This window comes from Mycolicibacterium vaccae NBRC 14118 = CIP 105934 (assembly GCF_001552715.1).
Classification (GTDB): domain Bacteria; phylum Actinomycetota; class Actinomycetes; order Mycobacteriales; family Mycobacteriaceae; genus Mycobacterium; species Mycobacterium vaccae.
Genome location: NZ_BCRS01000117.1, coordinates 1 through 20,243 on the forward strand (window position 1 = coordinate 1; position 20,243 = coordinate 20,243).

The window sequence follows — 20,243 nt, forward strand, 5'->3', positions numbered from 1 at the left end:
GCCGCCCCCGGCGAGGGCGCCAAGCCCGCCGAGGAGGCGGTCATCCCCGGCGGACCGGACGTGCGCCCCGCGCTGGGCGACCCCGCCGAGGTCGCCAAGACCCTGGCCACCGAGGCGCGCACCGGTGTCGACGTGGTTCGCCTCGTCGCCGGTGATCCGCTGTCGATCGACTCGGTGATCACCGAGATCAACGCGCTGGCCAAGACGCAGCTGACCTTCGAGATCGTGCCCGGCCTGCCCGGCACCTCCGCGGTGCCCACCTATGCGGGTCTGCCGCTGGGCTCCTCGCACACGGTCGCCGACGTGCGGGACCCCAACGTCGACTGGGCCGCGCTGGCCGCCGCGCCGGGACCGCTGATCCTGCACGCGACCGCGTCGCACCTGCCGGAGGCGGCACGCACGCTCATCGAGTACGGGCTGGCCGACTCCACGCCCGCCGTCGTCACCGCCAACGGCACGACGTGCCAACAGCGTTCGGTCGAGACCACCCTGGGCGGACTGCTCGACAAGGCCGTGCTGGACAAGCCGGCCGTCACCGAGCCGGCCGGCCCGCTGACCGGGACGCTGGTGGTCACCCTGGGCCGCACCGTGGCCCACCGCGCGAAGCTGAACTGGTGGGAGAGCCGCGCCCTGTACGGCTGGACCGTGCTGGTGCCGCGCACCAAGGACCAGGCCGGAGAGATGAGCGATCGGCTCGTCGGGCACGGCGCACTGCCGATCGAGGTGCCGACGATCGCGGTCGAGCCGCCCCGCAGCCCCGCCCAGATGGAAAGGGCCGTCAAGGGTTTGGTGGACGGCCGGTTCCAGTGGGTGGTGTTCACCTCCACCAACGCGGTGCGCGCGGTGTGGGAGAAGTTCAACGAGTTCGGCCTCGACGCGCGTGCGTTCTCCGGCGTGAAGATCGCCTGTGTCGGACAAGCCACCGCCGAACGGGTGCGCGAGTTCGGCATCAATCCCGAGCTGGTGCCGACCGGCGAGCAGAGCTCGCTGGGTCTGCTCGACGAGTTCCCGCCGTATGACGAGATTTTCGATCCGGTGAACCGGGTGCTGCTGCCGCGCGCGGACATCGCGACCGAGACGCTGGCCGAGGGTCTGCGTGAACTCGGTTGGGAGATCGAGGATGTCACGGCCTACCGCACCGTGCGCGCGGCCCCGCCGCCGGCGCACACCCGCGAGATGATCAAGACCGGTGGCTTCGACGCGGTGTGCTTCACCTCGAGCTCGACGGTGCGCAACCTGGTCGGCATCGCGGGTAAACCGCACGCCCGCACCATCGTTGCCTGCATCGGGCCCAAGACCGCCGAGACCGCAGCGGAATTCGGACTGCGGGTGGACGTGCAGCCCGAGGTCGCCGCGGTCGGTCCGCTGGTCGAGGCGCTGGCCGAGCACGCCGCCCGGCTGCGCGCCGAGGGTGCGTTGCCGCCGCCGCGGAAGAAGAGCCGCCGCCGCTAGGAAACTCGCCGAGATCGCATTCCAGCAGGCCGGTACCCACACTGTCCTGCTGGAACGCATTTTGCGGAAGGTAGACATGGCCTTTCCCCGACACCGCCCGAGACGGCTGCGCACCACCCCGGCGATGCGCCGGCTGGTCGCCCAGACCACGCTGGAGCCACGGCATCTGGTGCTGCCGATGTTCGTCGCCGACGGCCTGCAGGAACCGCGGGCCATCGGGTCCATGCCGGGGGTCGTGCAGCACACCCGGGATTCGTTGCGCCGGGCCGCCGCCGAGGCGGTCGCAGCCGGTGTGGGCGGCTTGATGTTGTTCGGCGTGCCCAAGGAAGAGGACAAGGACGCCACCGGCAGCGCAGGCGTCGACCCGGAGGGCATCCTGAACCTGGCGCTGCGGGATCTGGCCCGCGACCTCGGTCAGGACACCGTGCTGATGGCCGACACCTGCCTCGACGAGTTCACCGACCACGGGCACTGCGGCGTGATCGATGCCATGGGCCGGGTGGACAACGACCTGACCAATCGCCGCTACATCGAAATGGCGCTCGTACAGGCGAATTCGGGCGCCCACGTGGTCAGCCCCAGCGGCATGATGGACGGCCAGGTCGCCGCGATCCGGGACGGCCTGGACGCCGCAGGCCACACCGACACCGCGATCCTGGCCTACGCGGCGAAGTTCGCGTCGGCCTTCTACGGCCCGTTCCGCGAAGCGGTCGGCTCCAGCCTGCAGGGGGACCGGCGCACCTACCAGCAGGACCCGGGCAACGCCAGGGAGGCGCTGCACGAGGTCGAGCTCGACCTCGACGAAGGCGCCGACATCGTGATGGTCAAGCCGGCGATGTCCTACCTGGACGTGCTGCGCCGGACGGCCGACCTGTCGCCGGTGCCGGTCGCGGCTTACCAGGTGTCGGGCGAGTACTCGATGATCACCGCGGCCGCTGAGAGGGGCTGGATCGATCTGCGCCCCGCGGTGCTGGAGTCGGTGTCCGGGATCCGCCGTGCCGGCGCCGACATCGTGCTGACCTACTGGGCCGCCGATGTGGCCCGCTGGCTGTCGTGACGGAGCCGACCGAACGGCCGGCCCGACCCGAGGACGTCGACACGGCGATCTTGCTGTGGCTGGTCGCGCTGCCGCTGATGACCGGCGCCTACGTCCTGGACCTGTTGGTGACGCGGGATCACCCGAACAGCTTGATCCTGGCGTTGTCGCTGGTGTTCGCCGGCATCCTGGCCGCGGTGGTGCTGACGTTCATGTACCTGCTGCGCCTGGGCTACCGCTGGGCGCGCACGCTGCTGACCGGCGGGGCGATCGCGTCGGTGGTGTACTCGCTGTCCAACCTGTCCGACGGCCAGCGTCCCGAGGCGGCCGCGATGGCGTATGCCGCTGCGGTCATCGTCGGCTCCGTGCTGATCGTCGGAGGGGCGTACCTGCTGCACCGCAAGGACTCGCACGAGTTCTTCACCAGCGGTTCGCTAGGCTGACCCGACCATGACCTCGCCGTCGTCGCCCACCAGGCCCCGCATCGTCGATCTCGCCTTCTGGTGCTTCGTCGGCGGAGCGGTGATCATGATCGTCGGGGGGCTGATGGCCGCGACCGCGACCTATGACGCCGCGCGGGCGGCGATCCCGCCGACGGTGTCCGACGACCAGGTCCGCAGCTACCTGACCGTCTACCGGTACAGCGGCGTCGGGTCGGTGCTGGTGGCCGTGGCGTTGGCGTTCCTGGCCGGCCGGGCCCGCCAGGGTGACTCGAGGTTCCGGCTGGCGACGCTGGCGCTGGCGTTCGCGGCGGTGCTGGTGATCGGCCTGCTCGCGCTCGGCGTCGGCGTGGCGCAGCCGTTGACGTTGCTCGGGTTGCTGCCGGTGCTGATCGGGGCACTGCTGATGGTTCAGCCCGCGGCGCGCCTGTGGTTCCAACAGGAAGACAGCCGATGACCGAATCGTCCGAATCTCCCGGACCCACGGAATCCTCCGAGCTCTCCGGGGGCCGCCCCGAGGTGCTGTTCTACGAGCAGGGCGCCAGCTGGCTGTGGGTGCTGGCAGGCCCGGCCGCGGGCATCGCGATGGCGATGATCCAGCTGACCGCCGGTTACGGCATCCAGTGGGTGGTGCCCGGCCTGTTCTTCGTGCTCGTCACGCTGTTCCTGTCGATCCAGGTCAAGGCCGCGCGGATCCACACCTCGGTGGAGTTGACCACCGAGACGCTGCGGCACGGCACCGAGGTGCTGCGCACCGACGAGATCGTGCGCATCTACCCCGAGGCCAGCGGCGCCGAGACCCCCAAGTGGCAGTACGCGCGGGCGCTCGGCGAACTGACCGGCGTGCCGCGCGGGCGCACCGGGATCGGTCTGCGCCTGACCAACGGCCGCACCGCCCAGGCGTGGGCGCGTAAGCACCAGAAGCTGCGTGCCGAGCTGACCAACCTGGTCGAGGAGCGGATTCCGCCGGAGCCGGCGTCGTGAGCCGCAGTGGTGTCGTGCAGTTGCTGTTCGCCGCCGCGGCCGCCGTCGGCTGCGTGGTGAGCTGGCTGGCCGCCAGCCGTGAGGTGGTGGTCGGCCCGGTGCTCGCCGGCGAGCCGTCGACGACGTCGCTGGTCTACTACCCGCCGCTGCTGACGCTGTCGCTGCTGTTGGCGACCGCTGCGGGCGTCCTCGCCGTGCTGGGCGTCGCCCGCCTGCGCCGCCGCCGCCCCGCGTCCCCTCCCACCACATCTCCCGCGGAATAGCGTTCCTGGCTGCGATCGCGGCCGACTTACAGCCGTGCGTTCTCACTCGCGAACCACTCGAACGGTGGTGTGTGCCTCGCCACACTGGCATTGGTACAAAGTGCAAAATCTGTAACACTGTCCGACATGACCGAGCTGGCGGACAAGAGCGGACACCTCGACAGTGCAGAACCGGATGCGTTGCCGTTGGGGCCGCAGTCGCTGGTCTGGAGGTACTTCGGGGACAATCGGATGTTTCTGATCGGCCCGCGCCCCGCGGTGCTGCAGAACATGCTCGCCGAACTGGGTCAGGGCGTGTACGACCATTCGACCTTCTTCGCCGACACCGCCGAGCGGCTCAAGCGCACCATCCCGCCGATCTTCAACACGGTGTACGGCTCCGAGGAGCAGAACGCCGGCCTGCAGGTCCGCGACTTCCACCACCACGTCAAGGGTGAGATGCCGGCCGGCGAGGGTTCCGCCGGCGGCCGCTACCACGCGCTGGATCCGGAGACGTACTTCTGGGCGCACGCCACGTTCGTCGAGCAGATCTACTACTTCGCCGACACGTTCGTGAAGCGCCTGACCCCGGCCGAGCGCGAGCAGATCTGGCTGGAGTCCAAGACGTGGTACCGCCGCTACGGCGTCAGCGACCGGGCCATGCCCGCGACCTACGCCGAGTTCGAGCAGTACTGGAACCAGATGATGAACGAGGTGGTGGTGGCGCACCCGTCGGCCAAGTACGGCGTGGGCTACGTCACCAAGGGCTTCCCTAAACCCAAGGCGGTGCACCCGTTGGTGTGGCGGCTGGCCGCTCCTGTCTTCAACCCGCTCGCGGCGTTCCTGACCACCGGCGGCCTGCCGCCGCGCGCGCGGGACCTGCTCGGGCTGCCCTGGACCGACAAGCAGGAACGCAGATACCAGCGTTTCGCCGCGTTCTGGCGGTCGCGCCCGGTGAACTGGGTCTGGGACCGGCTGCCGATGAGCGTGCGCTACAGCGGCTACGCGGTGAAGGGGTATGCCCGGTCCGATGTCCGGCCCTGACTCGGCGACCCAGCACATCCTCGACGCCGCCGTGGTCGAGTTCGAGCGGCACGGCTTCCGCCGGGTCGCCCTCGACGACGTCGCGCGCCGCGCCGGGGTCAGCCGCACCACGATCTACCGGCGGTTCGCGAACAAGGACGAACTGGTGGGTGCGGTCATCGAACGGGAGAACGTCAGGCTGTTCGCCGACATCGCCGCGGAGCTCAAACAGGCCGGGCCGCAGTCGAACTACTACGTCGAGGCGTTCACGCTGTCGATCCTGAAGTTCCGGCGGCACCGGGTGCTGCACCAGATGATCACCGACGAGCCCGGGCTGGTGCTCGAACTGGCAGGCCGCTACCACCGCGCCGCGATCGACCGCATGGCCGAGGCGCTGCGGATCATCTTCCCGCCGGGGTTCGCCGAACGCATCGGCCCCACCGCCGTCGACGAGCTGGCCGACTGCATCCTGCGCTACGCGGCGATGGTGTTGCTGCTGCCCAGCGCGCAGCCGCTGGACACGGCCGAGGACATCCGGGCGTTCGCGCGTCAACATTTCCTGCCCAGCCTGCCTGCCGCATTGCGCGCGGTCACAGCATGACCGCGGGTGTTTCGTGGCTCACACAATCGGGCAGCCCGAAAGTCATGACCCCCGATGACCAGAATCAGCAACGTCAGCCCGGTGACAAACCGGACGTCCAGCTCGACCACGTCACCGAGACGCCCGAACCGGACGATCAGGAACGTACCGAGAAGCCGGAAGTCACCGACGAGCACCGCGAGAAGGCCAAGGAGATGGCCAAGGCCTACTCCGACGACCTTCAGACCACGACCCTGCCCGGAAGCAGTGGCACCGTGTCCGGGACCTCGGTCACCGACTGGGTCGACGACGAGGACAAAGGCAAGATCGAGACCTCCGCAGAGGAAGGGAAAGTCGAGTATCGCAACACTGAGGAGTTCAAGCAGAAGCTCGAGGGGTAGCGGTCCGGGCGGCCGGATGTCGACGGCGTGCCTAATCTGATGCCTGTGACACCCCTCGATCAGATCGCACCGGCATTCGTCGAGATGGCCCACTCGATCGTCTGGGCCTCGGTGGCGACCGTCGACGCCGACGGCAAACCCCGCACCCGCATCCTGCACCCGTTCTGGGAGTGGGACGGAACCGACCTGTTCGGCTGGATCGCGACGGTGCCGACGCCGATCAAACGCGCCCATCTGGCCGCGCATCCCGACGTGTCGGTCAGCTACTGGACCCCCAGCCAGGACACCTGCTCGGCGGAATGCCTCACCGAGTGGTACACCGACGACGACACCTGCGCCGCGGTCTGGGAGAAGTTCGCCACGGCCCCGGCACCGGTCGGGTACGACCCGCGCATCATCCCGATGTGGAAAGACGGCCCCACCTCCGAGGAGTTCGCTGTGCTGCGTTTGGCCCCGTACCGGCTGCGCGTGATGCCGGGCGTCGTGATGACGCAGGGTGAGGGTTCGCCGCTGACGTGGAGTGACCGCAGTGGTCGCCGGAACTGACGCCGGTGTGGCCGGGTTGCCCCTGGTGCCACACAGCCCGTTGCCGTTGCGGCAGTTGCTCACGCTGGTCCGCAGGTTGGACACCGGACAGGAGGTCATCCGCGACGCCGGCGGGCCGATCACCCGGATCCAGCTGGGGCCCAAGAACCTCGTGCCGCCGATCGTCGCGGTGATGTCGCCCGCGGGCATGCGGGACGTGTTGGGGCGCAGCGACGCCGCCTCCGACCGGTGCATCATCCACGAAGAGGTGCAGCACGCCGCCGGGGACAGCCTGTTCGTGTTGCCCAACGAGCAGTGGCGGCCGCGCAAACGTGCGCTGCAGCCGGTGTTCACCAAACACAATGTCCGCAACTTCGGCGGCCATATGTCCAGCGCGGCACAGGCTTTCGTCGACCGTCACCCGAGCGGCGCCGACGTCGACCTGGACGTGGAATGCCGACGGGTCGCGATGCAGTCGCTGGGCCGGTCGGTGCTCGGCATCGATCTGAACGAGCGCGCCGACACGATCGCCCGCTGCATGCACGTGGCGTCCTCCTACGCCGCCGACCGGGCGTTGCGGCCGATCCGGGCGCCGCGGTGGCTGCCGACGCCGGCCCGGCGCCGTACCCGCGCGGCGGTCGACGCCATGCGGGATATCACCGACGAGATGGTGCGCGCCTGCCGGGCCGACCCGGACCGGGATGCTCCGCTGGTGCAGGCGCTGATCGCCGCCACCGACCCGGAAACCGGTGCACCGCTGTCTGATTCGGATATCAGCAACGACCTGCTGATCTTCATGCTCGCCGGCCATGACACCACGGCCACGGCGCTGACGTACTCGCTGTGGGTGCTCGGCCACCACCCCGAGGCGCAGCAGCGGATCGCCGCCGAGGCCGCCGCCATCGGTTCCCGCGAGTTGACCCCCGACGACGTGCCCCGGCTCGAATACACCGTCCAGGTTCTGCACGAGGCCCTGCGGCTCTGCCCGCCGGCCGCGGGCGTCGCCCGACTCGCCACCCGGGACATCGCCGTCGACGGCTACCGTGTGGAGGCGGGCAGCCTGGTGGCACTGGGGCTGTACGGGCTGCACCACGACCCGGAGCTGTGGCCGGCGCCGAAGGTGTTCGACCCGGACCGGTTCAGTCCGGAGAACGTCAAGTCCCGCGACCGGTGGCAGTTCCTGCCGTTCCTCGGCGGCGGACGCCCGTGCATCGGCGAGCACTTCGCCCGGCTGGAGACCACGCTGGCGCTGGCCACCATCGTGAAGAGCCTCGAGATCCACTCCATTGAGACCGATTTCGCGGTCGACGTCCCGTTCACGACGGTCGCGCGGGGTCCGATCCGGGCGCGTGTGACGCCGCGCCGGTAAGCGGGCAGCCAGGCCCGGCGGGCAGGCGCCGGATCGGCGCTCTTTTCGGGTCTTCCGTGCCGACGCCGTCCGTGGTGAGCTTGACACGACCGTCCAGGCACCGCTGATCCCCGTGTGGTGTCGACCGCGGCGATGCAGGAGGTGTCCAGATGTCTCGAAGCGCCGGTCAGCGATTCGAATGCAAGGAGTGCGGCGCGGTTCTGGTCTACGAAAAGCCGTGTCCGTGCACGAACGAGACGGAGCACCAGGAGGTCTGCTGCGAGAAACCGATGACGTCGGTGCAATAGGCGACCTTCCGGCCGCGATGAGGTCCGGCGCTCCGCTCGCCGGCACCTACGTGGAGCGAAGGCGCCGTGGGATGCGTTGTGGCGTTTCGCTACAAGGGTTTTCGTGACCACAACATCGTCGGGCTAGCGACGGTCCAGAAGCACCGCCTGTTCGAACGGCAGCACTGCGAACAGTGGTCGCATCCAGCCGGTGACGGCCGGCGCGGCTTCGGTCTTGGTCACCACCCGAGGATCAACGACGTCGAACGACTTTCCGTACCGCCGCATGGTGGCGCCGCCCGCGGCGGTGATGTTCTTCAGCCAGTCCCGGTCCGGGCCGTAGGTGAGCAGGATCGCGACCCCGTCGGCGGTCGGAAACACCGTCAGCGGCGTCCGGTAACGCCTGCCGGAGCGCCGGCCGACGTGTTCGAGGATGCCCATCGTCGGGGCCCATCCGGCCCAGACGCGCTGGATCGGGTTGGTGACATACCGGTTGAAGCGCGCCAGCCACTGGGGCAACTGCATGCCCCATCATGCGCCGGATCGACGCCGGCAGGGTAGGGGCGGGCTTTCCCGGGCAGGCATCGATTCGACATGCGGACCACGGCGACATGAACGAGACTCTCAGCAACGTGGTGAAGGTTCCTTCGGGGACGACCCGCCAGCGCAACGTCGCGCGACACCCGTTCTGACCGTTCCAGTGAATCAGGAATTCGCCTTGACCTCTGTCGATACCCCGTCGGCACCGCCGGGTCCGCACGGCCCGCACGACCTCGAAGCCGACCTGGCCGTCATCCCCGAATCCGCGAAGACCACCGATCTGCGCGGCCAGTTCTGGATCTGGGCGGGCGCCAACATCGCCCCGATCAACTGGATCCTCGGTGCGCTCGGCGTGACGATGGGCCTCGGGCTCGTCGAGACGATCCTGGTGCTGGCGCTCGGCAACGCGATCGGCATGTCGCTGTTCGGGGTGTTCGTCGTGATCGGGCAGCGCACCGGCGTCACCGGAATGGTGCTGGCGCGCGCGGTGTTCGGGCGCCGGGGCGCCTATGTGCCCGCCGCCGTGCAGGCGCTGGTCTGCATCGGGTGGTGCGCCGTGAACACCTGGATCGTGCTCGACCTGGTGATGGCCCTGCTCGGTCGCATCGGCCTGGTCGATCCCGGCCTGAGCAACAACGCCGCACGCATCATCGTGGCCGGCGTCATCATGAGCATCCAGGTGGTCATCGCGTGGTTCGGCTATCGGGTGATCGCGGCGTTCGAGCGCTGGACGGTGCCGCCGACGGTCGCCGTGCTGGTCGCCATGACGGGGGTGGCCTGGATCGGCCTCGAGGTTGACTGGGGCTACGCCGGCGATGCCGCGCTGACGCCGGCCGAGCACTTCGCCGCGATCACCGCGGTCATGACCGCCATCGGAATCGGCTGGGGCATCACGTGGTTGGGCTACGCGGCCGACTACTCGCGCTTCGTCTCCACCTCGGTGCCCGCACGCAAGCTGTTCGCCGCCAGCGCGCTGGGTCAGTTCATCCCGGTGGTGTGGCTCGGCGCGCTGGGCGCCACACTGGCCACGCTGAGCACGTCGTCGGATCCGGGCGAGATCATCGTCGACGCCTACGGAGTGCTGGCGATTCCGGTGCTGCTGCTGGTCGTGCACGGCCCACTGGCCACCAACATCCTCAACATCTACACCTGCGCGGTGTCCACGCAGGCACTCGACATCAAGGTCAACCGCCGAGTGCTCAATGTCGTGATCGGTGTGGTCGCGATGGCGGGCGTGGTCTTCTTCGTGCTCAACGGAGACTTCGCGCACACCATCGACGCCTGGCTGGTCGGCATCGTGGGCTGGCTGGCGCCGTGGGCCGCGGTCATGCTCGTGCACTGGTTCGGGGTGGCGCGCGGGCAGGTCGATCCCGAGGCGCTGCTCACCTCGCCGAGCGAGTCCACGCTGCCGATGGTGCGGCCCAACGCGCTGATCGCGCTGGCCGTCGGCATCTTCTTCACCTGGCTGTTCATGTACGGGATGGTGCCGGTGATGCAGGGCCCGATCGCCACCGCGCTGGGCGGCATCGACCTGTCCTGGCTGGCCGGCGGGCTGACCGCCGGGACGCTCTACGCCGCGCTGGAGATCCCGAAGGCGCGCCGGGTGCGGGGATGACCGCGGACGGCCACCTGATCGCCGGTGCGACCGTCCTGACGATGGATCCGGTGACCGGGGCCGCCCCGGTCACCCGCAGCATCCGGATCCGCGGCGGTGAGATCACCGCCGTGGAACCGGAGCTGACGGCAGAGCCGGGCGAGACCGTCATCGACGGACGCGACCGGCTGGTGGTGCCCGGCTACGTCAACGCGCACACCCACTCGTGGGAGGCGCTGTTCCGGGCGCGACTGGACAACCTGCCGCTGGAGCACTGGATGCTGCTGTCCTATCCGGTGCTCGGCCTGGAACCGCTGTCGCCGGACCTGATCCGGCTGCGCTCGGCACTGGTGGCGATCGAATCGTTGCGCAACGGGGTGACCACGCTGGTCGACGACGTGCTGGAGATCCCGGGGCAGACCGAAGAGCAGCTGGCGGCGGTCTTCGAGACCTACCGCGACATCGGGATCCGGGCCAACGTCTCCGGGCACGTGATGGACCGGCCGTTCGTCGAGCACTTCCCGTTCCTGGCCGATGCGCTCGAGCCCGCGCAGCGCCGCGCCCTCGACGAGCTCACCGTCGCCGACCCGGCCGACTTCCTGGCCTACGCGCAGGCCGCCGCGGCCCGCTACGGCGACTACGCCGACGGCCGGCTGCGGTTCATGGTCGGCCCGTCGGCGCCGCAGCGCTGCTCACCGGAGCTGCTGATCGGCCTCGACGAGGTGGTACGGCGTCACGACCTGGAGTTCCACATCCACGTGCTGGAGACCCGGACCCAGGCCGTGACCGGCGAGCAGTTCTACGGCAAGACGATGGTCGAGCACCTGAATGCGCTCGGTGTGCTCAGCGAGCACGTGACCATCGCCCACGGGATCTGGCTCACCGACTCCGACATCGAGGTGCTTTCCGACACAGGAGCGTCGGTGTCGCACAACCCGATCTCCAACCTCAAGCTGGGCTCGGGTATCGCGCCGTGGCGCAAGCTGCGCGACGCCGGGGTGAACCTGGGGCTGGGCACCGACGGCATGTCCAGCAGCGACGCCGCGCGGATGTCGGAGGTGGTCAAGACCGCGGCGCTGCTGCACAAGGTGACCGGGCCCGACTACCGGCAGTGGCCCACCGCGGCCGAGGTCCTCACCGCGGGCACCCTGGGCGGGGCCCACTCGGCCCGGCTGGGTGACACGGTCGGCAGCATCGAGGTCGGCAAGCGCGCGGACCTTGTGATCTACGACATGACCTCGTTGGCGTTCACACCGCGCAACGCTCCGGACCTGCACCTGGTGTACTCCGAGAACGGGTCGTCGATCGACACCGTGATGGTCGACGGCCGGGTGGTGATGACCGACGACCGGCTGACCACGATCGATGAGCGCGCCGTGCTCGACGAACTGCAGGCCCGGGGCCCTGAGCTGCGTCGTTGGCAGGATCACCTGGAGCAGCTCAACCGCGCGCTGCTGCCCGCGTTCGACCGGCAGTACCGGGAGGTGATGAGCCGGGAGGTACCGGTGAACCGCTTCAGCGGCGGCGGCGAGTACTGGCTGAACTGACGTCCACTACACCCTGTAGTTGGAGGTTTTCCACCCGGCTGGGACACTGGTCGCCATGAGCAGTACCGAGCTGTCCGCGAAATTGTTCGCTGACGCGGCCTCCGTGATCCCCGGTGGCGTCAACTCGCCGGTGCGCGCCTTCAACTCCGTCGGCGGCACGCCCCGGTTCATCACCTCCGCCCAGGGCTGCCGACTCACCGACGCCGACGGCAACCGCTACGTCGACCTGGTGTGCTCGTGGGGTCCGATGATCCTCGGCCACGCCCACCCCGCCGTCGTCGAGGCGGTGCAGCGGGTGGCCGCCCACGGGCTGTCGTTCGGTGCGCCGACCCCGTCGGAGTCCGAACTGGCCCGCGAGATCATCGACCGCGTCGCGCCCGTCGAGTTGCTGCGCCTGGTCAACTCCGGCACCGAGGCCACGATGAGCGCGATCCGGCTGGCCCGCGGCTTCACCGGCCGCGCCAAGATCGTCAAGTTCTCCGGCTGCTACCACGGCCACAGCGACGCGTTGCTCGCCGACGCGGGCTCCGGCGTCGCCACCCTCGGCCTGCCGTCGTCGCCGGGAGTCACCGGCGCCGCCGCCGCGGACACCATCGTGCTGCCCTACAACAACGTCGCCGCGGTCGAGGAGATCTTCGCGCAGTTCGGCGCCGAGATCGCCTGCGTGATCACCGAGGCCAGCCCCGGCAACATGGGCGTCGTCCCGCCGCTGCCCGGCTTCAACGCCGCACTGCGGCGCATCACCGCCGCGCACGGCGCGCTGCTCATCGTCGACGAGGTGATGACCGGGTTCCGCGTCAGCCGCGCGGGTTGGTACGGCGTGGATCCGGTGGACGCCGACCTGTTCACCTTCGGCAAGGTGATGAGCGGCGGGCTGCCCGCCGCGGCGTTCGGTGGCAAGGCCGAGGTGATGGGCCGGCTCGCCCCGCTGGGGCCGGTGTACCAGGCGGGCACGCTCTCGGGTAACCCGGTCGCGATGGCCGCCGGGCTGGCGACGCTGCGCGCGGCCGACGACGCCGTCTACGCCACGCTGGACGCCAACGCCGACCGGGTGACCGGGCTGATCGGCGAGGCGCTCACCGAAGCCGGTGTGGCGCATCAGATCCCGCGGGCGGGCAACATGTTCAGCGTGTTCTTCGGCGCCGAACCGGTCACCGACTTCGCCGCGGCGCGGGCCAGCGAGACGTGGCGGTTCCCGGCGTTCTTCCACGCCCTGCTCGACGCGGGCATCTACCCGCCGCCGAGCGCGTACGAATCCTGGTTCGTCTCAACCGCTCTCGACGACGACGCGTTCGACCAGCTCGCCGCCGCACTGCCGGGCGCCGCGCGTGCCGCTGCGCAGGCCACCGCATGACGGCTGAGCGCACGGTCGTGCACGTGATGCGGCACGGCGAGGTGCACAACCCGGACAAGATCCTGTACGGCCGGCTGCCCGACTACCACCTGTCGGAGCGCGGCCGGGCGCAGGCGCAGGCCGTCGCGGACTGGCTCGCCGCCCGCGACATCACCTACGTGGTGGCGTCCCCGCTGGAGCGTGCGCAGGAGACCGCGGCGCCGATCGGCGCCCGGCACGGGCTGCCGGTGCACACCGACGACGAGCTGATCGAGTCGACGAACGTCTTTCAGGGACAACGGGTCTCACCCGGGGACGGGGCGTTGCGCGATCCCCGCAACTGGTGGCACCTGCGCAATCCGCGGCAGCCGTCGTGGGGTGAGCCCTACACCGAGATCGCGGCCCGGATGAAGCGCGCGCTGTTGCGCGCCCGGGCGGCGGGGGCCGGCCACGAGGCGGTGTGCGTGAGCCACCAGTTGCCCGTCGAGACGCTGCGTCGCGCGATGACCGACCGACCGCTGCACCACTTCCCGACCCGTCGGATGTGCAATCTCGCGTCGGTCACGTCGTTCTACTTTCACGACGAGTCCTGTGTCGGCTGGGGGTACGCGGAGTTGGCCGGGCAGTGAACCGTGTGGTGGCGCTGATGCGCACGCTGTTCGCGGCGTGCGCGGCCACCGCTGTGCTCGCCGGCTGCGCCACCGGCAGTGACGCCGTCGCCCAGGGTGGCACGTTCGAGTTCGTCGCGCCGGGCGGCCAGACCGACATCTTCTACGACCCGCCCGCCGACCGGGGCACCCCCGGGCCGCTGTCCGGGCCGGACCTGATGGACACCGACAAGACCATCTCGCTGGACGACTTCGCGGGCAAGGTCGTCGTGATCAACGTGTGGGGACAGTGGTGCGGACCGTGCCGCACCGAGATCACCCAACTGCAGCGGGTGTACGACGCCACCCGGGACAAAGGTGTGGCGTTCCTCGGTATCGACGTGCGCGACAACAACATCGACGCACCACGGGATTTCATCATCGACCGCGGTATCACCTTCCCGTCGATCTACGACCCGCCGATGCGCACCATGATCGCGTTCGGCGGGCGCTATCCCACGACGGTCATCCCGTCGACCGTGGTGCTCGACCGCGAGCACCGGGTGGCCGCGGTGTTCCTGCGCGAGCTGCTCGCCGAGGATCTGCAACCCGTCGTCGAACGGCTGGCAGCGGAACGATGAACCTGGACCAGATCGACCAGTTGACCGCCAGCGGCCCGCTGCTGCTGGCGCTGGGCCTGGCGGCGCTGGCCGGGCTGGTGTCGTTCGCGTCGCCGTGCGTGATCCCGTTGGTGCCCGGCTACCTGTCGTACCTGGCCGCCGTGGTCGGCGTCGACGAGAAGACGGCTTCGCCCGGCGCCGTCGCGGTGCGGGCGGCGCGCCTGCGGGTCGCGGGCGCGGCGGCGTTGTTCGTGGCCGGGTTCACCGTGGTGTTCCTGCTCGGCACCGTCGCGGTGCTGGGCATGACCACCACGCTGATCACCAATCAGCTTCTGCTGCAACGCCTCGGCGGGGTCGTCACGATCCTGATGGGGCTGGTGTTCATCGGCCTGGTGCCGGTGCTGCAGCGCGACACCCGGTTCACGCCGCGCCAGATCTCGACCATCGGCGGGGCCCCACTGCTCGGCGCGGTGTTCGCACTGGGCTGGACGCCGTGCCTGGGCCCCACCCTGACCGGGGTGATCGCGGTGGCGTCGGCGACCGAGGGCAGCAACGTCGCGCGCGGGGTGGTGCTCGTCATCGCCTACTGCCTGGGGCTCGGGATCCCGTTCGTACTGCTGGCCTTCGGTTCGGCGCGCGCCGTCGCCGGGCTGGGCTGGCTGCGCAGGCACACCCGCACCCTCCAGATCGCCGGCGGCGTGCTGATGATCCTGGTGGGCGCCGCCCTGGTCACCGGTCTGTGGAACGAGTTCGTGTCGTGGGTGCGCGACGCGTTCGTCAGCGACGTCAGGCTGCCGATCTGATGCGAATCGTGGCCCTGATCCGCAACACCTGGCGGACCTTGACGTCGATGGGCACCGCGCTGGTGCTGCTGTTCCTGCTCGCGCTCGCGGCGATCCCCGGCGCGCTGCTGCCGCAACGCAGCCTCAACGAGTCCAAGGTCGACGAGTACATCGCGGACCGCCCCACCCTGGGCCCGTTGCTGGACCGGCTGCAGGCCTTCGACGTGTTCTCCAGCTTCTGGTTCACCGCGATCTACGTGCTGCTGTTCATCTCGTTGGTGGGTTGCCTCACCCCGCGCATGGTCGAACACGTCCGCAGCGTGCGCGCGACGCCGGTGCCCGCGCCCCGCAACCTCGCGCGCCTGCCCAAGCACCACAGCGCCGAGGTCACCGGCACCGACGTCGACACCGCCGCCCGAGCCGTCGACGCGCGACTGCGCGGATGGCGGCGCACGGTCCGCACGGATGCCGGGATCGCTGAAGTTTCAGCGGAGAAGGGGTATCTGCGCGAGTTCGGCAACATCGTCTTCCACTTCTCGCTGCTGGGCCTGCTCGTCGCGATCGCCGCGGGCAAGTTGTTCAGCTACGAGGGCAACGTCATCGTCGTCGCCAACGGCGGGCCCGGCTTCTGCTCGGCGTCCCCGGCGGCGTTCGACTCGTTCCGCGCAGGCAACACCGTCGACGGCACCTCGCTGTACCCGATGTGTGTACGGGTCAACGACTTCACGGCCACCTATCTGGAGAACGGCCAGGCGGTGGGCTTCCAGGCCGACATCGAGTACCAGGCCGGCGACGACCTGGACACCGGCACCTGGCGGCCGTACCTGCTGAAGGTCAACGAGCCGCTGCGGGTCGGCGGTGACCGGGTGTACCTGCAGGGCCACGGTTACGCGCCGACGTTCACCGTGACCTTCCCGGACGGGCAGACCCGCACCCAGACGTTGCAGTGGCGCCCCGACGACCAGATCACGTTCCTGTCGTCGGGGGCGATGCGGTTCGACCCGCCCGGTGGCACCTACACCGACGACCTGGAACGCCGCCGCAACCAGCTCGCCATCCAGGGGCTGTTCGCCCCCACCGCACAGCTCGACGGCACGCTACTGTCGTCCCGGTTCCCCGAGATGAACGACCCCGCCGTCGCGATCGACATCTACCGCGGCGACACCGGGCTGGACACCGGCCGGCCGCAGTCGCTGTTCACCCTCGACCCGCGGATGATCGACCAGGGCCGGCTGACCAAGGCCGCCCGGGTCAACCTGCGGGCCGGCGAGGACACCCGCCTCGACGACGGCACCGTCGTCCGCTTCGACGGCGCGGTCCCGTTCGTCAACCTCCAGGTCTCGCACGACCCCGCCCAGGTCTGGGTGCTGGTGTTCTCGATGACCATGATGGGCGGACTGCTGGTGTCGTTGATCGTGCGGCGCCGCCGCGTCTGGGTGCGGCTCACCGCCGGGCCGGCGGGTACGGTGAACGTCGAGCTGGGTGGCCTGGCCCGCACCGACAACTCGGGGTGGGGCGACGAGTTCGAACGGCTGACGGCGCGGCTCCTCGACGGTATGGCAGCCACTGAGACCGCGGCGCCCGTGCAGGAAGAGAAGAAAGCGAAGTCCCCATGAGCACGACCATCGACACCGACCTGGCCCGGTACTCCGACTGGGCGTTCACCTCGTCGGTGCTGGTTCTGGTGGCCGCGCTGCTGCTGCTGGCCGTCGAACTGGCCTACAGCCGCAGCCGCAGGGCCGAGGACCGCGAACTGGTCGGGGCCGCCGCGGGGTCGGGGCGGGGCGCAGGAGTGTCCCGCGACAGCGCCGCCCCCGGCGTCGTCGTCGACACCCCCGGCCGCTCCTTCGACGAGCGACTCGGCACCTCGGGCGTGGCGCTGGTGTACGTCGGCATCGTGGCGCTGCTGGGCTGCATCGTGCTGCGCGGCCTGTCCACCTCACGGGTGCCGTGGGGCAACATGTACGAGTTCATCAACCTGACCTGCCTCTGCGGTCTGGTGGCCGCGGCCTGGGTGCTGCGCCGGCCGCAGTTCCGCTCGCTGTGGGTGTTCGTGCTCGTGCCGGTGCTGATCCTGCTGACCGTGTCCGGCAAGTGGCTGTACTCGCACGCCGCGCCGGTGATGCCCGCACTGCAGTCCTACTGGCTGCCCATCCACGTCTCGGTGGTCAGCCTGGGCTCCGGGGTGTTCCTGGTGGCCGGCGTGGCCAGCATCCTGTTCCTGCTGAAGATGTCGCGGCTGGGCGACCCGGGCCGCACCGATGCCGTCGGGCGCATCGTCGCCAAGCTGCCCGATGCCCAGACCCTGGACCGGATCGCTTACCGGACAACCATCTTCGCGTTCCCGATATTCGGGTTCGGGGTGATCTTCGGTGCGATCTGGGCCGAAGAGGCCTGGGGCCGGTATTGGGGCTGGGACCCCAAGGAGACGGTGTCGTTCATCGCCTGGGTCATCTACGCGGCCTACCTGCACGCCCGCTCGACCGCCGGCTGGCGCGACAAGAAGGCGGCCTGGATCAACGTCGCAGGGTTCGTCGCGATGGTGTTCAATCTGTTCTTCATCAATCTGGTGACCGTGGGCCTGCACTCGTATGCAGGCGTCGGCTGAGCCGGGAGGGTACTGACTGTTGGTGGACGCGCCGGGGAGTTTTCGGGCACAGCAACGGTTCTCCGATCCCATGGCGCCCGTCCCCGCGGAGTGGACGGCGCCGACACCCCCCGAGGGCGTGCCCGCGGTCGCGACGGCCGACCCGGCGCCCTACCTGGATCTGTCGACGGTCGCGCTGCTGGGCCACGCCCACCGCGGCCCGTCGGCGGGCTGGCGCAAGTGGCTGCACCGGGCCAGCGGCGGGCTGATCGACGTCGGGGAGAGCCCGAAGGTGCTCCGGCACGAGAGCCTGGTCGCCCAGGTGCAGCAGCCGCTACGGGGCTGCTACCGCATCGCGATGCTGTCCCAGAAGGGCGGGGTCGGCAAGACCACGATCACCGCGACGCTGGGGGCGACATTCGCGAGCACCCGCGGTGACCGGGTCATCGCGGTGGACGCCAATCCCGACCGCGGCACGCTGAGCCAGAAGGTACCGGTCGAGACGTCGGCCACCGTGCGTCATCTGCTGCGCGACGCCGAGGGGATCGCGTCCTACAGCGACGTCCGCAACTACACCTCGCAGGGGCCGAGCCGGCTGGAGGTGCTGGCGTCGGAGACCGATCCTGCGGTGTCGGAGGCGTTCAGCGCCGATGACTACTGCCGCGCGGTCGACGTGCTCGAACGCTTCTACAGCGTGGTGCTGACCGATTGCGGCACCGGGATGCTGCACTCGGCGATGACGGGGGTGATCGAGAAGGCCGACGTGCTGGTGGTGATCAGCTCCGGCTCGGTTGACGGGGCCCGCAGCGCGTCCGCGACGCTGGACTGGCTGGAGGCGCACGGCCACCAGGACATGGTCCGTAACTCGATCGCGGTGATCAACGGGGTGCGGCGCCGCCGGAAGAGGGGCGGCACGAAGGTCGATCTGAACAAGGTGGTCGACCACTTCGCGCGGCGCTGCCGTGCGGTCTGCCAGGTGCCGTTCGACCCGCACCTGGAAGAGGGCGCCGAGATCAGCCTGGAGCGGCTGCGCGGTGAAACCCGGGAATCCCTGCTCGAACTGGCCGCGGCGGTCGCCGCCGGCTTCCCGGGGGCACAACGCCACGACACAGTCGGTTGACGACAGGGCCGCGCGCGAGTTCGGCCTAGGGCCGGGGCTGGTCGGGCCGCGGCTGGTCGTCGCGCGGATTGATCCGTCGCAGAAAATCCGGATCGTCGTCCGGTCCGATCACCCGGGTGCGCGGTCGATTCGCGGTCATCCGGCTCACTCGCCAGCCCACGTAGACCAACGCGGCCACGATGAGAATCAGGAGCAAATACGCCACTCAAAACCTCCTTCCTGTCAATATACGCGCCATCGGTAGGCTCTCTTTCGTGTCTGAGGACCCCCGGCCGACATCGCGGCTCATTCTCGACGTGCTGGCCTATACCGCCGCACGACTGGTGCTCGTCGTCGTACTGACGGCGGCGATTCTCGGGATCGGCCACCTGGCCGGGATCCGCGAGTTTCCAGTGGTGATCGCGCTGCTGTTCGCGATCGTCGTCGGCCTGCCGCTGGGCATCTGGGTGTTCACGCCGCTGCGGCGCCGCGCCAACGCGAGCATCGAGGTGTGGGACGAACGTCGGCGCCGGGACAGGGAGCAGCTGCAGTCCCGGCTGCGCGGCGGCGCCGACGGTTCCGCCAAGCGCCGCGACGACACCTGACAGATCACGCCGCGGGCGTAACGCCCAGCAAATTCGTGGGCTTAGCTGGCCGGTATCGCGGGTATCCGCGACTGCATGAACAATCCGCAGGTCATGACTCGTCCGCGGGCCATGCCGAACTACAGAGGTAGCAGTAACCCGAAGGTGATGCTCGGGCAGCGGTTGTATCAGCGTTGGATCCATGAGCTGTGGGCCGGCAAGCGCGTCGCCGACGAGTTGGTGGCACCGGAGTTCGTCGGGCACTGGCCCACTCGGGAGGTGCACGGCCCCGGCGAACTGCAGGCGATGGTTGACCAGACCAGGGCCACGCTGTCCGAGCTGCTGTTTGTGGTGGAGGTCGGCCCGTTCACCGACGGCGACCTGATCGCGGCGCGGTGGATCGCCACCGGCTCGGGTCCGCGGGGTCCGGCCCGCTTCACAGGCAACGACCTGCTGCGGGTGGCCGACGGCCGGATCGTCGAGTACTGGACGGGCACCGCGCGGGCCTGACCGGGTCAGCGGGCGGCGGCGTCGCGCAACAGTTGCCGTAGCGCCTCGAGCGGATCGCCGCCGCGGTCCAGGCGGCGTTCGTCCGTCGGGTCCGCCACCTCCGGGGCGGTGACGGGCGGTGCCGGCGGAGCCGCGGGCGCGG

Annotated in this window: 24 protein-coding genes; 22 read left to right on the plus strand and 2 right to left on the minus strand. The window is 69.8% G+C overall.

Going from position 1 to position 20,243, the window contains the following annotated elements; all coding sequences use genetic code 11:
• The 11 genes from MVA01S_RS20465 to MVA01S_RS20515 form a co-directional block, all read left to right on the plus strand.
• A partial coding sequence (locus tag MVA01S_RS20465; RefSeq protein ID WP_060941679.1) for a bifunctional uroporphyrinogen-III C-methyltransferase/uroporphyrinogen-III synthase occupies positions 1 to 1,452 on the plus strand: 1,452 nt, incomplete at its 5' end.
• A 76-nt stretch (positions 1,453 to 1,528) separates the two neighbouring features.
• Complete coding sequence (gene hemB, locus MVA01S_RS20470; RefSeq protein ID WP_003932724.1) at positions 1,529 to 2,509, plus strand: porphobilinogen synthase; 981 nt, start codon at positions 1,529 to 1,531, stop codon at positions 2,507 to 2,509.
• Entirely contained in the window at positions 2,506 to 2,931 is a 426-nt protein-coding gene (locus tag MVA01S_RS20475) for a hypothetical protein (protein ID WP_003932723.1), read from the plus strand. Before hemB ends, MVA01S_RS20475 begins: the two co-directional genes overlap by 4 nt.
• A 7-nt stretch (positions 2,932 to 2,938) precedes the next feature.
• Positions 2,939 to 3,385, plus strand: coding sequence for a hypothetical protein (locus MVA01S_RS20480; RefSeq protein WP_003932722.1), 447 nt, complete (start codon positions 2,939 to 2,941; stop codon positions 3,383 to 3,385).
• A complete protein-coding gene (gene mce1N, locus MVA01S_RS20485) occupies positions 3,382 to 3,912 on the plus strand; it encodes a transport-regulating membrane protein Mce1N (RefSeq protein ID WP_003932721.1) in 531 nt (176 codons plus the stop codon). The genes MVA01S_RS20480 and mce1N overlap by 4 nt, the downstream gene beginning before the upstream one ends.
• Positions 3,909 to 4,175: a hypothetical protein gene (locus tag MVA01S_RS20490; RefSeq protein ID WP_003932720.1), complete on the plus strand. Its 267-nt coding sequence runs from the start codon at positions 3,909 to 3,911 to the stop codon at positions 4,173 to 4,175. The genes mce1N and MVA01S_RS20490 overlap by 4 nt, the downstream gene beginning before the upstream one ends.
• A 126-nt stretch (positions 4,176 to 4,301) precedes the next feature.
• Entirely contained in the window at positions 4,302 to 5,198 is an 897-nt protein-coding gene (locus MVA01S_RS20495) for an oxygenase MpaB family protein (RefSeq protein WP_003932719.1), read from the plus strand.
• The gene (locus MVA01S_RS20500) at positions 5,185 to 5,778 is read left to right on the plus strand and encodes a TetR/AcrR family transcriptional regulator (protein WP_003932718.1); all 594 of its coding nucleotides are present in this window, start codon (positions 5,185 to 5,187) and stop codon (positions 5,776 to 5,778) included. Before MVA01S_RS20495 ends, MVA01S_RS20500 begins: the two co-directional genes overlap by 14 nt.
• A 44-nt stretch (positions 5,779 to 5,822) precedes the next feature.
• Positions 5,823 to 6,158, plus strand: a complete 336-nt coding sequence (locus MVA01S_RS20505) for a hypothetical protein (protein WP_003932717.1) — start codon at positions 5,823 to 5,825, stop codon at positions 6,156 to 6,158.
• A 45-nt stretch (positions 6,159 to 6,203) separates the two neighbouring features.
• Positions 6,204 to 6,704, plus strand: coding sequence for a pyridoxamine 5'-phosphate oxidase family protein (locus MVA01S_RS20510; protein ID WP_040542668.1), 501 nt, complete (start codon positions 6,204 to 6,206; stop codon positions 6,702 to 6,704).
• Entirely contained in the window at positions 6,688 to 8,052 is a 1,365-nt protein-coding gene (locus MVA01S_RS20515; RefSeq protein WP_003932715.1) for a cytochrome P450, read from the plus strand. The genes MVA01S_RS20510 and MVA01S_RS20515 overlap by 17 nt, the downstream gene beginning before the upstream one ends.
• Positions 8,053 to 8,462: 410 nt before the next feature.
• On the opposite strand, the gene MVA01S_RS20520 is transcribed toward MVA01S_RS20515, so the two are convergent.
• Positions 8,463 to 8,843, minus strand: a complete 381-nt coding sequence (locus tag MVA01S_RS20520; RefSeq protein ID WP_003932714.1) for a nitroreductase family deazaflavin-dependent oxidoreductase — start codon at positions 8,841 to 8,843, stop codon at positions 8,463 to 8,465.
• A 193-nt stretch (positions 8,844 to 9,036) separates the two neighbouring features.
• Here MVA01S_RS20520 and MVA01S_RS20525 point away from each other — a divergent pair, with 193 nt between their 5' ends.
• From MVA01S_RS20525 to MVA01S_RS20565, 9 genes are all read left to right on the plus strand, one after another.
• Positions 9,037 to 10,473, plus strand: coding sequence for a cytosine permease (locus MVA01S_RS20525; RefSeq protein ID WP_040542793.1), 1,437 nt, complete (start codon positions 9,037 to 9,039; stop codon positions 10,471 to 10,473).
• Positions 10,470 to 11,999: an amidohydrolase family protein gene (locus MVA01S_RS20530; protein WP_003932712.1), complete on the plus strand. Its 1,530-nt coding sequence runs from the start codon at positions 10,470 to 10,472 to the stop codon at positions 11,997 to 11,999. The genes MVA01S_RS20525 and MVA01S_RS20530 overlap by 4 nt, the downstream gene beginning before the upstream one ends.
• A gap of 55 nt (positions 12,000 to 12,054) precedes the next feature.
• Positions 12,055 to 13,353, plus strand: coding sequence for a glutamate-1-semialdehyde 2,1-aminomutase (gene hemL / locus MVA01S_RS20535; protein WP_003932711.1), 1,299 nt, complete (start codon positions 12,055 to 12,057; stop codon positions 13,351 to 13,353).
• The gene (locus MVA01S_RS20540) at positions 13,350 to 13,961 is read left to right on the plus strand and encodes a histidine phosphatase family protein (protein WP_003932710.1); all 612 of its coding nucleotides are present in this window, start codon (positions 13,350 to 13,352) and stop codon (positions 13,959 to 13,961) included. The genes hemL and MVA01S_RS20540 overlap by 4 nt, the downstream gene beginning before the upstream one ends.
• Entirely contained in the window at positions 13,958 to 14,560 is a 603-nt protein-coding gene (locus MVA01S_RS20545; protein WP_003932709.1) for a TlpA disulfide reductase family protein, read from the plus strand. Before MVA01S_RS20540 ends, MVA01S_RS20545 begins: the two co-directional genes overlap by 4 nt.
• Positions 14,557 to 15,342, plus strand: coding sequence for a cytochrome c biogenesis CcdA family protein (locus MVA01S_RS20550; RefSeq protein WP_003932708.1), 786 nt, complete (start codon positions 14,557 to 14,559; stop codon positions 15,340 to 15,342). Before MVA01S_RS20545 ends, MVA01S_RS20550 begins: the two co-directional genes overlap by 4 nt.
• Positions 15,342 to 16,937 carry a cytochrome c biogenesis protein ResB gene (resB, locus tag MVA01S_RS20555; protein ID WP_003932707.1) on the plus strand — a complete coding sequence of 532 codons (1,596 nt, stop codon included), beginning with the start codon at positions 15,342 to 15,344 and terminating at the stop codon, positions 16,935 to 16,937. Before MVA01S_RS20550 ends, resB begins: the two co-directional genes overlap by 1 nt.
• Positions 16,934 to 17,929 carry a c-type cytochrome biogenesis protein CcsB gene (ccsB, locus tag MVA01S_RS20560; RefSeq protein ID WP_003932706.1) on the plus strand — a complete coding sequence of 332 codons (996 nt, stop codon included), beginning with the start codon at positions 16,934 to 16,936 and terminating at the stop codon, positions 17,927 to 17,929. Before resB ends, ccsB begins: the two co-directional genes overlap by 4 nt.
• A gap of 70 nt (positions 17,930 to 17,999) precedes the next feature.
• Positions 18,000 to 19,028, plus strand: a complete 1,029-nt coding sequence (locus MVA01S_RS20565; protein WP_051015356.1) for a MinD/ParA family ATP-binding protein — start codon at positions 18,000 to 18,002, stop codon at positions 19,026 to 19,028.
• Between the two features lie 25 nt (positions 19,029 to 19,053).
• Here the strand turns inward: MVA01S_RS20565 and MVA01S_RS20570 are convergent, their stop codons facing one another.
• A complete protein-coding gene (locus MVA01S_RS20570; RefSeq protein WP_003932704.1) occupies positions 19,054 to 19,233 on the minus strand; it encodes a hypothetical protein in 180 nt (59 codons plus the stop codon).
• A gap of 49 nt (positions 19,234 to 19,282) precedes the next feature.
• Between MVA01S_RS20570 and MVA01S_RS20575 the strand changes: the two genes are divergently transcribed.
• Together MVA01S_RS20575 and MVA01S_RS20580 are read left to right on the plus strand one after the other, a co-directional pair.
• Positions 19,283 to 19,612, plus strand: a complete 330-nt coding sequence (locus tag MVA01S_RS20575) for a DUF4229 domain-containing protein (protein ID WP_040542666.1) — start codon at positions 19,283 to 19,285, stop codon at positions 19,610 to 19,612.
• 93 nt (positions 19,613 to 19,705) lie between these two features.
• The gene (locus MVA01S_RS20580; protein ID WP_237024326.1) at positions 19,706 to 20,101 is read left to right on the plus strand and encodes an ester cyclase; all 396 of its coding nucleotides are present in this window, start codon (positions 19,706 to 19,708) and stop codon (positions 20,099 to 20,101) included.
• The last annotated feature ends 142 nt before the right edge of the window (positions 20,102 to 20,243 follow it).

What these genes read in the sequence shown, in the direction of transcription:
- MVA01S_RS20495 (WP_003932719.1), top strand. Translation starts at nt 4,302, where the DNA reads ATGACCGAGCTGGCGGACAAGAGCGGACACCTCGACAGTGCAGAACCG.
- MVA01S_RS20530 (WP_003932712.1), top strand. Translation starts at nt 10,470, where the DNA reads ATGACCGCGGACGGCCACCTGATCGCCGGTGCGACCGTCCTGACGATG.
- MVA01S_RS20540 (WP_003932710.1), top strand. Translation starts at nt 13,350, where the DNA reads ATGACGGCTGAGCGCACGGTCGTGCACGTGATGCGGCACGGCGAGGTG.
- MVA01S_RS20505 (WP_003932717.1), top strand. Translation starts at nt 5,823, where the DNA reads ATGACCCCCGATGACCAGAATCAGCAACGTCAGCCCGGTGACAAACCG.
- MVA01S_RS20565 (WP_051015356.1), top strand. Translation starts at nt 18,000, where the DNA reads ATGGCGCCCGTCCCCGCGGAGTGGACGGCGCCGACACCCCCCGAGGGC.
- ccsB (WP_003932706.1), top strand. Translation starts at nt 16,934, where the DNA reads ATGAGCACGACCATCGACACCGACCTGGCCCGGTACTCCGACTGGGCG.
- MVA01S_RS20500 (WP_003932718.1), top strand. Translation starts at nt 5,185, where the DNA reads ATGTCCGGCCCTGACTCGGCGACCCAGCACATCCTCGACGCCGCCGTG.
- MVA01S_RS20550 (WP_003932708.1), top strand. Translation starts at nt 14,557, where the DNA reads ATGAACCTGGACCAGATCGACCAGTTGACCGCCAGCGGCCCGCTGCTG.
- MVA01S_RS20480 (WP_003932722.1), top strand. Translation starts at nt 2,939, where the DNA reads ATGACCTCGCCGTCGTCGCCCACCAGGCCCCGCATCGTCGATCTCGCC.
- MVA01S_RS20520 (WP_003932714.1), bottom strand. Translation starts at nt 8,843, where the DNA reads ATGCAGTTGCCCCAGTGGCTGGCGCGCTTCAACCGGTATGTCACCAAC.
- mce1N (WP_003932721.1), top strand. Translation starts at nt 3,382, where the DNA reads ATGACCGAATCGTCCGAATCTCCCGGACCCACGGAATCCTCCGAGCTC.
- hemL (WP_003932711.1), top strand. Translation starts at nt 12,055, where the DNA reads ATGAGCAGTACCGAGCTGTCCGCGAAATTGTTCGCTGACGCGGCCTCC.
- hemB (WP_003932724.1), top strand. Translation starts at nt 1,529, where the DNA reads ATGGCCTTTCCCCGACACCGCCCGAGACGGCTGCGCACCACCCCGGCG.
- MVA01S_RS20580 (WP_237024326.1), top strand. Translation starts at nt 19,706, where the DNA reads ATGACTCGTCCGCGGGCCATGCCGAACTACAGAGGTAGCAGTAACCCG.
- resB (WP_003932707.1), top strand. Translation starts at nt 15,342, where the DNA reads ATGCGAATCGTGGCCCTGATCCGCAACACCTGGCGGACCTTGACGTCG.